We start from the raw sequence: 13,199 nt of genomic DNA, 5'->3' as shown, positions 1-13,199 counted from the left end.
AAAGAAATTACGAATAATTTGCTAGTTTATGTTGGTAATTGCTATCGCGTACTGACAAAACTCGTCTACTTTTTCATTTGGATTATGATAGAGTGAACCAAACGTAATAGGAAACGAGGTAATTAGGGTGGATAACAATAACAAAATCACTGTAAAAATAAATAATAAAAAACAGAATAAGCAAGATAGTAAAAATGATAGTCGGGATTATTTATCTGATAGACCAACATGGTTTGAGGAAGCGGCTAGTTTGGATAAAGAGGAGATCGAAGAGGTGGATGTTTTTGAAAAAAACAGTCATTTAACTGATGATTCTTCGTCTGAAAAGATTAAGAGTAAAAAGAATAATAATTCGGTTGTTAAAGCCTTTATATTTACTGCATGTGGTGCGATTGGGATCAGTGTTATATTAGGATTTATTATTTTAAAGATGTTTGTTGAAATAGATGACCAAGATAATCTTGCGACGAATGATAGAATTTCTTCTGAAGCTACTTCGACAAATACGGGAGCTGAAACGGAAGTTGTTGATGGAGAAAGTATAACGTTAGAAGCATTACAAGCTTATGTTGTTCAGGTGGGTGTATTCTCAACGAAGGAAAAGGCAACTGAATGGCAAGATAAAATAGCAGCTTCTGGTTATAATGCAATGGTCTGGAACGAAGGAGATCAACTTCGATTATTTGTCGGGATTACTCCAACAGAAGAAGGAGCAAAAGCCATTGCAAGTGATATGGAGGCAAAAGGGTTGGAGGCATATGCACGCGCATGGTCAACAACAGAACGTAACGCAGCTTTTAATCCTCAAGTAATAGAATGGTTACAAACTTTCCCAACTCTATGGACAGATACAGTTCAGGCGGTTAATCAAGATTCAGATGCTGAACAAGTTGAGGTATGGACAAATTGGTTGGAAGTAGCTCCAGAAGGATTACCAGAGAGTGTTACGGCATGGAAAGATTCTATTCAAAAAATTACTACCATGATTACTGAAGGGGAAAGTAGAGAAAATAAACAATTACAATTATTGGAAGTATGGCAACTTTATCAAAATATTTAAAAAAACGTTAGAACATAATAAAAAGTAATTCTTAATATGGTTAAACTGTATAATGCTTGTTTTTATCTAACCAAATTTATATCTTTAACATATAAAGAAAGCCCTGAATTTGAGAAATGCAGATTTGTTTTCTATTCATTGACTCGGTACTATTAATTGTATAAAAAAACATATTGAGGTGAATAGATGACTAGTATACATGTAACGATGAAAGATGTACCCAAACAAGATCGGCCTCGAGAGAGATTGATTGAATTAGGAGCAAGCCATGTCTCTAACCAAGAGTTACTTGCGATATTATTAGGTACTGGTACAAGAGAAGAATCTGTTCAGGATCTAGCTCAACGTGTGCTAATGCACTTTGAAGGAATAAATTTATTGCGGGAGTCAACATTTGAAGAATTAACTGCGATTAAAGGTATAGGTATGGTGAAAGCTGTGCTGATCTTAGCGGCTATTGAACTGGGTAAACGTATGAATCAATTAAAGCCGCAAGAAAGGTATGTTATTCGGAGTCCTGAAGATGGTGCTAATTTTGTCATGGAGGAAATGCGCCTATTAAACCAGGAGCATTTTGTTTGTTTATTTTTAAATACTAAGAACCAAATTATTCATAGGCAGACCGTATTTATTGGGAGTCTTAACGCTTCTATTGTCCATCCTCGTGAAGTATATCGTGAAGCAGTTAAACGTTCTGCGGCATCGATTATATGTGTACATAATCATCCATCAGGTGATCCTTCCCCTTCCCAGGAAGATATTCAAGTCACGAAACGTTTAGCAGAATGTGGTAAGATGATTGGCATAGAACTTTTGGATCATTTAGTTATCGGTGATCAAAAATTTGTATCATTAAAAGAAAAAGGATACGTATAAGACTATCTATTTTTTGTTTTTTTTCGTATAATTGTATAGACGAAGTTTACATTCGGCGCCACTTTACAAGATTTCCTTGTATTTGGCGCTTATTGTTATGGTGAATAACAGCTATAACAAACTTTTCATGTTATGATACCAATATGGAAGTTGGATTTTACATGATGAAACTAAAAATTAATGAGATGAAACAATAAGCATCGTGAGATTAGAGAGGAAGATTGATTTGGCTGGGTTTAGTTTATCGCAAGATTTAGGAATTGATTTAGGAACTGCAAACACACTCGTTTATGTAAAAGGAAAAGGGATTGTTGTTAGAGAACCGTCAGTTGTTGCTATCAATAATTCAACAGGTGAAATTGAAGCCGTTGGTGGCTCTGCACGAAATATGATTGGTAGAACACCTGGTAATATTTCCGTTATTCGTCCTATGAAAGACGGAGTAATTGCGGATTATGATACAACGGCAACAATGATGAAATATTATATTCGTTTAGCGCAGAAAAACCGTTCATCTTTTGCCAGAAAACCGAATGTTATGGTTTGTGTACCATCAGGTATTACAATGGTTGAAGAACGAGCAGTAATTGATGCAACGAAACAAGCAGGTGCGAAAGAAGCTTATCCAATTGCAGAACCCTTTGCAGCAGCAATAGGAGCAGGTTTACCAGTTTGGGAACCAACAGGTAGTATGATTGTTGATATCGGTGGAGGTACCACTGAAGTAGCGATTATCTCACTCGGTGGAATTGTTACAAGCCAATCCATTCGTACTGCTGGAGACGATATGGATGAATCTATTGTTCAATATGTCCGTAAAAAGTATAATTTAATGATCGGTGAAAGAACATCTGAATCCATTAAAATGGATATTGGTAATGCAGGGAAACCTGCCCAAAATGATGAAATGGATATTAGAGGTAGAGATTTATTAACTGGGCTTCCAAAAACAATAACTATTACAGCAGAAGAAATTTCAAATTCATTAAATGATGCAGTTACTGCAATTATTGATGCTGTCAAAAACACATTGGAAAAAACACCTCCTGAATTAGCAGCTGATATTATGGATCGCGGTATTGTCTTGTCTGGTGGAGGGTCACTGTTAAGAGGATTGGACCAAGTAATTAGTGATGAAACGAAAATGCCTGTATTTGTAGCAGATAATCCTTTAGATAGTGTTGCAATTGGTACTGGAATGTCATTAGACTATATCCAACATTTCAGGTCTCATCCTAGTATTTCTTCTCGTTCAAGAATGAATTAAGTAGGTGTGTTAAATGTCTTTTTTTCGTAGAAAGCGACTTTTTACCATTTTAATTGGTTTTATTATTTTGGTTGGTTTAATTGGTTTCTCACTACGTGAACGTGAGGAATTATCAGCAGTTGAACAGTTTTTTCAAGATGCAGTTGGGTGGATGCAGCAGGTTGTCCACGTCCCAGTTGCATATACTACAAATATAATTACAAATATCGATGATTTCAAAAATATTTTTGAAGAAAATCAGCGATTAAAAGAAGAACTAGCACAATATCAACAAACATTATACGAGGTTCAAGAACTTCGAAATGAAAATGAAGAATTAATGGCGCTTAATGATAAAACAGAAGCTGATTCTATTTCTGATTATGAGCCGATCCAAGCTTCTATTTCGGCAAGAAGTTCAGATCAATGGTTTAAACAAGTTACCCTTAATAAGGGTAAGCAAGATGGTGTGGAGAAGAATATGGCTGTGATTACCGGAGACGGTATGATCGGGAAAATTCAATCAGCTTCACAATACACGTCTACTGTCCTGTTATTAAATGGCTTTGATCGTTCTAATCGGATTTCGGTAAATGTAAATATAACGGATGAAGACGAGGACGCGAGTGGTTTTATACTTGGTTTTGATGAAGAACGTGAAGCATTACTACTTGAATTCACGGAATATGATGGCGAAATCCCAGAAGGTGAGTTTGTCTTTTCATCAGGTTTAGGTGGCGTTTTTCCAAAAGGACTTGAAATCGGTGAAATTCTTGAAGTGACAACAGATCAGTATGGTTTAACACAAGTTGCCTATGTGGAACCATCAGCCGATTTGTATCATTTAAATCATGTAATTGTTTTGGATCGCACAATGACAACAAATGATGAAGTGGTAGAAGAGGAGGAAGAATAATGTCGCGATTATATCTCCCTCTTTTGCTTCTATTCTTACTAGTAATAGAAGGAGTGGCTTTTGACTTTTTACCAATGATCGTTATTGAAAAAGGTTGGTTATTAGCTGCGCATTGGCTTTTTGTTTTTCTAGTGCTCATTGCGTTATTTTATGATCTAGAATATACGTATTATTCTATTTTATTTGCTATTATTTCTGGATTAATGGTTGATCTCGTTTATACAAATGTGATCGGTGTCTATATGTTTATGTATGGTATTATTATTTACTTTATACATGGTGTGCGAAAAGTATTGCATACAAACTTCTTAGTTGCATGTTTATTAACCGCCGTTGGCCTTAGTTTAGTAGATGGTGGAATTTATTTAATCTATTCTTTTATTGGGATTAGCCAAATAGATAGTATGGTGTACATAACCAATCGTTTATTGCCAACACTTGTGGCAAATATGATTTTCTTTTTAGTTCTTTATCTTCTGATGAAGAAAAAATTAGTACAATGGGCTGCAGAGCGATTTGATTCAAATAGTTCCTAATTGCAGTGGAATACATGTAGAATGAGGTGATTAAACCGTGATTACTAACAAGCAACTAGTGACGATAAAAGGCACACGAGATGGTTTGACATTATATATCGATGATACTTGTTCTTTCACGGCGATATTAGATGAACTGGAACAAGTACTATCAACCGAATATACGTCTGATGACGAACCGATGATTACTGTAACGATTCATCTTGGTAATCGTTATTTACATACTGAACAAGAACAGATGCTACGTGATTTAATACGAAATAAAAAGAAATTAGTAGTTGAATCAGTTGAATCTAATGTTATTTTAAAGCGTGAAGCATTACAATGGAAAGAAGAAAGTGAAATCAAAACGATAACGAAAATGGTACGTTCTGGTCAAGTATTGGAGATTACAGGTGATCTATTATTAATCGGAGATGTAAACCCGGGTGGGAAAATCGTTGCAACAGGCAATATTTTTGTATTGGGGAGTTTACGTGGTATTGCGCATGCAGGAAGTGAAGGTAACAGAAATGCAGTTATTGCTTCTTCTTATATGCAACCAATGCAATTAAGAATTGCTGATTTTATAAGCCGTTCTCCTGATTATGAAGCAGATGGTGTTTATATGGAATGTGGCTTTATTGATGAAACAAAAGAAAAAATCGTGATAGACCGCCTTCAAGTTCTAACACAAAAAAGACCTGATTTAAATGGGTTTGAGAGGAGAATTTTAAATGGGTGAGGCAATCGTAATCACTTCCGGTAAAGGTGGTGTGGGGAAAACTACCACTACAGCTAATTTAGGAACAGCACTAGCATTAATGGATAAAAAGGTCTGTTTAATGGATACAGATATTGGATTGCGAAATTTAGATGTGGTTATGGGTTTAGAAAACCGAATCATCTATGATATTGTTGATGTTGTTCAGAAACGTTGTAAATTAAAGCAAGCTTTAATTAAGGACAAGCGATTTGACTGTTTATACCTTCTTCCTGCTGCTCAAACGAGTGATAAATCTGATCTAACACCAGAAGGTATGATAGAAATGATAGCCGAGTTAAAAGAAGAATATGATTATATTTTAATAGATTGCCCAGCAGGAATTGAACAAGGTTATAAAAATGCTGTTGCTGGTGCAGACAAAGCTATTGTTGTTACTACCCCAGAAAAGTCAAGTGTTCGCGATGCAGATCGAATTATTGGCTTGCTTGAAAAAGAAGATATCGAACCGCCGCATTTAGTGATTAATAGAATTCGTAATCATATGATGAAAAGTGGGGATATGCTAGATATTGATGAAATTGTTCAAATTTTATCGATTGATTTGTTAGGTATTATTGCAGATGATGATGAAGTAATTAAAGCATCTAATCATGGGGAGCCTGTTGTATTTCAGCCGAATACAAGAGCATCTATTGCTTACCGCAATATAGCTAGACGTATTCTCGGTGAATCTGTCCCACTTTTATCTTTTGATGATGAAAAGGGTATGTTTTCAAAAGTAAAAAAATTCTTTGGTATGCGTCCATAATAATGATGAAAAGGTACTTACAACTAATTGGTAAGTGCCTTTTTTTGATAGGATCATATTATTGATTTTTTTAAGACGAGCATAATCACTTTGAGTCCTTCATAGACTTGTAGAAATAGCTAATGAAGGATTGTGAAAATAATGAAAAAGGATATTGTGCAGGTTAGAAAAGATATAGCAAGACGAAAGCAACAAAAGCTACCAGCTATCAAAAGCGATCCTAAAGTATATCGACCTAATTTATCAAGTCAAGTTTTGCAAGATGAAGAGAAGCATGGATATATGCCGACATATTATCCCACTGCAGAAAAGAAACAAAGAGATTCACCGGCTTTTTTTTCTTCCTTTGTTTTCAAGTCACTAATTGCAGCTTGCATCTTTTTCTTATTAGCTTTGGTTAATCAAGTGGATCACGCATCATTATCTAAACCAAAAGAGTGGACAACCTCTGCCTTAACAGAAGAATTCCCATTTGCAACTGTAAATCAATGGTATCAAACAACTTTTGGGTCACCACTAGCTTTTACTGACCAAAGTGTTATTGAAACTGCCGGAAGCGCGCCAGTACTTCCAGTTAATGGAACGATAAGTCAATCATTTCAGGTGAATGGAGAAAGTGTTTTGATAACATCTGAAGGTACTTCCGATGTATACGCAATGGAAAAAGGTACTGTTATTTTTGCTGGTAATGATAAAGAAACAAATAAAACGATTATCATTCAGCACCCTGATAAAAGTAAATCCATCTATGGAAACCTATCAGACTTTACTGTTAATCAATATCAGTTTGTAGATACTAATCAAATTATTGGTGAGTTTATTCCTTCTGTTGCAAATGAGAGTAAATTATACTTTGCCGTTGAAAAAGATAATACGTTCCTTGATCCAGTAAAGGTGATGAAGGTAGATGAAAATCCGTAATAAGTTTCCACCACTATCAATTCATCCAACTCTTTGGTTTAGCATTATTGCATCAATTCTTACAGGTACTTTGGTGGAGATGATGCTTATTTTTTCCATCGTGTTGATTCATGAATTAGGACATTATCTAGCAGCTGTTCATTATGGTTGGAAAGTCAGAAGGATAATGCTTTGGATGTTTGGTGGTGTTATGGAAACCGATGAGCACGTAAGTAAACCATTAAGAGAAGAGTGTATCATTACACTTGCAGGTCCATTTCAACACGTTATCATTTTTATACTACTAATTAGTGTACAGCAGTTAGGATGGTTAAATCCTTCACTACTTGCATTAGGGTTTCAATATAATACAACTATCCTATTGTTCAATTTATTACCGATTTGGCCATTAGACGGTGGTAAACTAGCTTTTATAACATTGTCTACCTTTTTGCCTTTTCGTAAAGCCCATGCATATACAATCGTATCCTCTATTCTTTTTATAAGTATTATTTTAATTGTATTATTAACTTCTTTTTCATTCATATTAAGTACTGTTTTATTGTTTACTTTTATCTTGTGGGAAAATCGATTAGAATGGAAACAAAGGTTTTATGTATTTATGCGTTTTTTACTAAAAAGGTTTGAAACGGAGCAAGTAACTAAAAAAGTTTTCCCGCTTGTTGTTACGAGTGATATGCGACTAATTGATGTGTTCTCAAAATTCCATCGTCAATATCGTCATGATATTTTCATTAAAGATGATTGGCATGTAATGGATGAAGCTACATGTTTACATATATATTTTAAATTAAAGCAGCATCAAGCGACTATAAAAGAAGTGAGTCAGGGAACACAGAAATGAGGAAGTAATTTGGTTTCGCTATATATTCATACCCAACCAACAGAAAAAATTGCCATTGCAGTAGAAAATAATCAGATCAAAGAATTTGTTATTGATCGCCCCAATCAGCCACAACTCGTCGATTCTATCTTTGTAGGAAAAGTTAGTAAAATCGAGAAGGGATTACAAGCTGCATTTGTTGATATTGGTTCAGAAAAGTTAGGATTTTTACAACGAAAAGAATTACCTGCAGCTAGAGCGAATCCAACTAAAAAATTGGAATCGCTTATTACAGAAGGAGAGCGTATGATAGTACAAGTTACAAAGGATGCTTATGATACAAAAGGCGCACGATTGACTGCGAATATAACCATTGCTGATCAAGCGATCGTTTACTTACCTTTTGGGAATTACATAGCACTGTCAAAAAAACTTGCTAGCAATCATGTAGAAGAGAAAAAAGCTACCATAGAAAATATACGCGAAGAAAAAGAAGGCGCTATAGTTCGTACGGTTGCTGCTGATCTTACGAGTGCCGAATTGGAACAAATCTTTTTACACTTACGTAATCGTTGGGCACTACTAGAAAAGCAAAGTAAGCAATTAAAAGTGCCAAGCTGTTTATATTATGATGCTCCAGTTTTAGATCGTTTTATTCGAAAATTCGCATCTGAAGGCATTGATCATATTTATTTAGATGATCCAGCTATTGCAACTGAACTTCGAGAACGTTACAACCATTTAAAAGCTCCAATTACATGGGAGAAACAGCTTGAAGATCAATTGCCTGTAACTATTGAGCAATTGATGAAAGCATGTGTGCACCCTAAAGTTGAAGCATCAAACGGTGTGAGTCTATACATAGAAGAAACAGAAGCGATGACTATTATAGATGTTAACTCGGGTGGATTTACAGGTAGAAATGATAAAGAACGGACATATTTACAGGCAAATATATATGCTGCGAAGGAAATCGCGACACAGGTTAGATTACGTAATCTTTCTGGCATTATCATTCTTGATTTCATCAGTATGAGAAACCAATCAGATAAGAAAAAGGTGCTAGATGTATTAAGAGAAGCACTTGATGAAGATCCTATCCGTTCAGAAGTATATGGATTTACACAGTTAGGTCTAGTAGAAATGACCCGAAAGCGAGCGACAGCACCTCATAGTAAACTCATTTCGGATAAAACAGAAGACCATCTAACTTTTTCAAATATGACATATGTTTACGCATTAGAGCGTGTTCTTTATGGTTATTTAAATACAAATGTCGATGCCATTATAATAGATGTAAATCCAAAGATTTATAAATTGTGGTTGCAACACATAGATCTTAATAAAATAAAAAAACAGCTACATCAATCTGTTTATATGAATCAAACGAAGGGTGTTACGTCATATCAGGTGAAATTAGCTGGAAGTAGTTCACTGATAAAAGACTTCTTAGAGACAAATCACCATGCTATCATTGACAAAGTACTGTGATTCATGATAATATCAATACGTTATTCATTGTAGCGCCCGCTGCTACAACCGCACAGATCGGGTTAATAGAAAAGAGAGCTACATAGCTAGTATTTTCTTAACTAAGTCATGAAAATGACACCTGTATGGCGAGTCTGAGTTTTTGAAGGAGGTGCAAGCAGTATGTATGCTATTATTGAAACTGGTGGTAAGCAAGTTAGAGTTGAAGAAGGTCAAGCTATCTACATTGAAAAATTAGAAGCTGGTGCAGGTGAAGAAGTAACATTTGATAAAGTTCTTTTTGTTGGTGGTGACGACGTAAAAGTTGGTTCTCCATTAGTAGAAGGTGCTACAGTTGCGGCTAAAGTTGAAGAACAAGGTCGTCAGAAAAAAGTTACAATTTACAAGTTCAAGGCTAAAAAGAACTATAGCCGTAAACAAGGTCATCGTCAGCCATTTACGAAAGTTACGATTTCAAAAATCAACGCGTAAGGTTGTTTCAGTATGATACAAGTAACAATTTATCGTAAATCAAATAAGCAAATATATGCTTTTGAACTGAGCGGACACGCTGAGAGTGGACCACATGGGCATGATTTAGTTTGTGCTGCTGTTTCTGCTATCTCATTTGGATCCGTTAATGCAGTAATAAAGCTTTGTGAAATTGAACCAAATATTGATCAAGGTGGCGAAGGCGGTTATCTATATGTACAACTTCCTGAGCAATTAGATGAAGGTAAGCGTCAAGCTGCTGAATTGTTGCTAGAAGGAATGTTTGTTTCATTAGAAACGGTCGAACGTGACTATAATCAATATATACGAATCTTTGAAAAGTAAGGAGGTGCAAACCAATGTTACGTTTAGATTTGCAGTTTTTCTCATCTAAAAAAGGTCAAGGTAGTTCAAGAAACGGCCGTGATTCACAATCAAAACGTCTAGGCTCAAAACGTGCTGATGGACAAATGGTTACTGGTGGATCAATTCTTTACCGCCAACGTGGAACTAAAATCTATCCTGGTACTAACGTAGGACGTGGAGGAGACGACACGCTTTACGCTAAAACTGATGGTATTGTTCGCTTTGAACGTGTAGGACGCGATCGTAAAAAGGTAAGTGTTTATCCATTACCAGTTACGCAAGAAGCTTAATACAAAAAGAAGAAAGACTCTATCCTGAATAAGGTTAGAGTCTTTTTTCTTTATACTAGTAAAAGTAGAGAGTTTCTTATCAATACATAATATAGTTATACCAATTCTCTTAGTCAATTTCTTAAAGAAGTTATATTACGAATTATCTATAAACTATCACGTAACCTTCCTTGCGTCAGAATTCGTACCAACTGTGACGTAATAGCCGCTCTAAAAATACACGACGCTTTCCGCAGGCACGTCTTCAGCTAACTTCGTAAAGAAAAAACACTTTACGAAGTGGATCTTCAGATCGTGGGATTGCGATTACTCATCCCATCAAAAACATACGCTGTTCCTGCAGGAGTCGTCGTGTATTTTTATCGCTAGTCGGTATTATGTTTATTGATGAAGTTGCTTTATCAACGATACCATGCCTTTTAAGATATTATTTATCTAACTGAACGCTGTAATAAGCGTAATAAAAGTTTGGGAGACAGTAGATAGCTTATTTTATATTACATTTGTTCTGTCCAGCGAAGAAAGCAAATGGATGACACTCCTGTGGGAACAGCAAATGTTTTCGATGGGATGAGTAATCGCAATCCCACAAGTTGAAGATCCACTCGGAAAGCGACTTTTGCTTATCCGAGTTAGCTGAGACTGTGCCCACGGAAAGGGAATCCATTTGCTGACGTAGCGGGTAAGGGGATCTTCTGTTATGTCGCAATTTCTATCAATTGTGCATTATATTATAATTAAATTACCTTAATTAAGACTATACTACTGACATGACCTTTCACAGTTAGCCTTTTTTTGCTATAATTTTCATGATATGAAATGAGGCGATGAAATATGAAAGATGAGGATGTTGTGGACCTGTTACGTCATTATCGACATGATTGGATGAATGAGCTACAACTGATTATGGGATATGCACAAATGGGTAAATTAGATAAGGTACAGAAGAAAATTGAGGATTCTGTTGAACGAGCTGTATCAGAACGAAGCTTACAAAATATGCCACTACCGAAAACGGTACTATGGCTTACACAATTTAATTGGCGTTTTGATAATTTTCAATTGACTAATACTATTAATATAAGTGAGGCACTTACTGTTAATGATTTTGAACTATATGACCGATTAGAAAGAATAATGGTGCATTTTACTAAGTATTGTATGAAAACAGAGATGTATCATGGTACAATAAACGTTCAACAATTAAATAACGAACAATTAAAAATACAACTTACTTTCTCAGGTATTTTTGAAAAATCACATGAGTTAAAAAATAAAATAGAACACTCTGATGAATTGTTAAATGTTGAAATAGAAAAAAGTCAGCATGATCACGAAATATTTACCGTGACATGGATAAGTGAATGAAGAGGTGACAGGATGTTTGTCGATCAGGTAAAAGTTTATGTTAAGGCTGGAGATGGCGGAGATGGTTTAGTATCATTTCGTCGTGAGATATATGTACCAATGGGTGGCCCTGCTGGTGGAGATGGTGGTAACGGCGCCGATATTATATTTGAAGTAGATGAAGGATTAAACACGTTAATGGATTTTCGTTATCAACGACATTTCAAAGCAAAACGTGGAGAAAATGGTATGAGTAAGGGACAGCACGGTAAAAACTCATCCGCTATGATATTAGCGGTTCCACCTGGGACAACTGTTCGAGATGATGCAACTGGTGAAGTTCTAGCTGACTTAGTGGAACATGGTCAGCGTGGTGTTATTGCTAAAGGTGGACGTGGTGGACGTGGGAATATTCGTTTTGCGACGCCGAAAAACCCTGCTCCTGAAATAGCTGAAAAGGGCGAACCTGGTATAGAACGTGATATCACACTTGAGCTCAAACTAATAGCGGATGTTGGTCTTGTTGGATTTCCAAGTGTTGGTAAATCAACTTTATTATCCGTTGTAAGTGCAGCAAAACCCAAAATTGCAGATTATCATTTTACAACATTAGCACCTAATCTAGGTGTAGTTGAAACGGAAGATCAGCGCGGATTTGTTATGGCTGACTTACCAGGTTTAATTGAAGGCGCGCATGAAGGTGTTGGACTAGGTCATCAATTCTTACGACATGTTGAAAGAACGCGTGTAGTCATTCACGTCCTCGATATGGCATCAACAGAAGGTAGAGATCCTTTTGAAGATCTTGAGACGATTAAAAAAGAATTACGTGCATATGATCCAGCTATATTAGAACGACCGCAAATTATTGTGGCAAATAAGATGGATGTATATGAAGCGGAAGAAAATTTAGAGATTTTCAAAGGAAAAATGGGTGATGAACATCCGATTTATCCGATCTCCACACTTACACGTAAGGGTATACGTGAACTTTTATTTGCTATTGCAGATAAGTTGGCAGAAGTACCAAAAACTGTTGCTGTAGAAGACGCGCCAGAACACATTGTCTATCGTTTCAAAGAAGAGGCACCTGCCTTTCAAATCACACGTGATCCAGATGGTGCTTATGTATTATATGGTGAGAAAATCGAAAAATTATTTAAGATGACCGATTTAAATCGCGACGAATCTGTACAGCGTTTTGCTCGTCAGTTACGTGGTATGGGTGTAGATGAGGCGTTAAGGAAAAAAGGAGCAGAGAATGGTGATACCGTTCGATTGTTAGATTACACATTTGAGTTTGTAGAATAATCATTACAAATGCATTAATCCTACTATCTAC

The 13,199-nt window shown here is 35.9% G+C and carries 15 protein-coding genes and 1 other annotated feature; all 15 genes read left to right on the top strand.

Annotated elements, in window-relative coordinates; all coding sequences use genetic code 11:
* The first annotated feature begins 127 nt into the window (after positions 1–127).
* The 15 genes from DM447_RS12285 to obgE all read left to right on the top strand — a co-directional run bounded on the left by DM447_RS12285 (position 128) and on the right by obgE (position 13,168).
* Positions 128–1,060, top strand: coding sequence for an SPOR domain-containing protein (locus DM447_RS12285; protein ID WP_112181493.1), 933 nt, complete (start codon positions 128–130; stop codon positions 1,058–1,060).
* A 186-nt stretch (positions 1,061–1,246) separates the two neighbouring features.
* The gene (gene radC / locus DM447_RS12280) at positions 1,247–1,936 is read left to right on the top strand and encodes a RadC family protein (RefSeq protein ID WP_112181492.1); all 690 of its coding nucleotides are present in this window, start codon (positions 1,247–1,249) and stop codon (positions 1,934–1,936) included.
* 226 nt (positions 1,937–2,162) lie between these two features.
* Positions 2,163–3,203 carry a rod shape-determining protein gene (locus DM447_RS12275; RefSeq protein WP_112181491.1) on the top strand — a complete coding sequence of 347 codons (1,041 nt, stop codon included), beginning with the start codon at positions 2,163–2,165 and terminating at the stop codon, positions 3,201–3,203.
* Between the two features lie 13 nt (positions 3,204–3,216).
* The gene (mreC, locus tag DM447_RS12270) at positions 3,217–4,098 is read left to right on the top strand and encodes a rod shape-determining protein MreC (RefSeq protein WP_112181490.1); all 882 of its coding nucleotides are present in this window, start codon (positions 3,217–3,219) and stop codon (positions 4,096–4,098) included.
* Positions 4,098–4,634 carry a rod shape-determining protein MreD gene (gene mreD, locus DM447_RS12265; RefSeq protein WP_112181489.1) on the top strand — a complete coding sequence of 179 codons (537 nt, stop codon included), beginning with the start codon at positions 4,098–4,100 and terminating at the stop codon, positions 4,632–4,634. The genes mreC and mreD overlap by 1 nt, the downstream gene beginning before the upstream one ends.
* 37 nt (positions 4,635–4,671) lie before the next feature.
* Entirely contained in the window at positions 4,672–5,358 is a 687-nt protein-coding gene (gene minC / locus DM447_RS12260) for a septum site-determining protein MinC (protein ID WP_112181488.1), read from the top strand.
* Positions 5,351–6,148 (top strand): septum site-determining protein MinD, encoded by a 798-nt coding sequence (gene minD, locus DM447_RS12255; RefSeq protein WP_112181487.1) that lies wholly within the window; start codon positions 5,351–5,353, stop codon positions 6,146–6,148. Before minC ends, minD begins: the two co-directional genes overlap by 8 nt.
* A 141-nt stretch (positions 6,149–6,289) precedes the next feature.
* A complete protein-coding gene (locus DM447_RS12250) occupies positions 6,290–7,069 on the top strand; it encodes a M23 family metallopeptidase (protein ID WP_112181486.1) in 780 nt (259 codons plus the stop codon).
* Positions 7,056–7,913, top strand: coding sequence for a site-2 protease family protein (locus tag DM447_RS12245; protein WP_112181485.1), 858 nt, complete (start codon positions 7,056–7,058; stop codon positions 7,911–7,913). Before DM447_RS12250 ends, DM447_RS12245 begins: the two co-directional genes overlap by 14 nt.
* Before the next feature lie 9 nt (positions 7,914–7,922).
* Positions 7,923–9,383, top strand: a complete 1,461-nt coding sequence (locus DM447_RS12240; RefSeq protein ID WP_112181484.1) for a ribonuclease E/G — start codon at positions 7,923–7,925, stop codon at positions 9,381–9,383.
* 36 nt (positions 9,384–9,419) lie between these two features.
* Positions 9,420–9,529: a sequence feature (ribosomal protein L21 leader region), on the top strand.
* A 16-nt stretch (positions 9,530–9,545) separates the two neighbouring features.
* On the top strand, positions 9,546–9,854 hold the full coding sequence (gene rplU, locus DM447_RS12235; protein ID WP_112181483.1) for a 50S ribosomal protein L21: 309 nt from the start codon (positions 9,546–9,548) through the stop codon (positions 9,852–9,854).
* A gap of 12 nt (positions 9,855–9,866) precedes the next feature.
* Entirely contained in the window at positions 9,867–10,199 is a 333-nt protein-coding gene (locus DM447_RS12230) for a ribosomal-processing cysteine protease Prp (RefSeq protein WP_112181482.1), read from the top strand.
* A gap of 14 nt (positions 10,200–10,213) precedes the next feature.
* The gene (gene rpmA / locus DM447_RS12225; protein WP_112181481.1) at positions 10,214–10,510 is read left to right on the top strand and encodes a 50S ribosomal protein L27; all 297 of its coding nucleotides are present in this window, start codon (positions 10,214–10,216) and stop codon (positions 10,508–10,510) included.
* 834 nt (positions 10,511–11,344) lie between these two features.
* Entirely contained in the window at positions 11,345–11,878 is a 534-nt protein-coding gene (locus tag DM447_RS12220) for a Spo0B domain-containing protein (protein WP_112181480.1), read from the top strand.
* 12 nt (positions 11,879–11,890) lie between these two features.
* Positions 11,891–13,168: a GTPase ObgE gene (gene obgE, locus DM447_RS12215; RefSeq protein ID WP_112181479.1), complete on the top strand. Its 1,278-nt coding sequence runs from the start codon at positions 11,891–11,893 to the stop codon at positions 13,166–13,168.
* Positions 13,169–13,199 lie beyond the last annotated feature (31 nt).

The sequence above is a fragment of the Paraliobacillus zengyii genome (genome assembly GCF_003268595.1).
GTDB classification, from domain to species: Bacteria; Bacillota; Bacilli; order Bacillales; family Amphibacillaceae; genus Paraliobacillus_A; species Paraliobacillus_A zengyii.
Note: the sequence above shows the minus strand (reverse complement) of the source record. Positions and strands in the feature narration are given on the sequence as shown.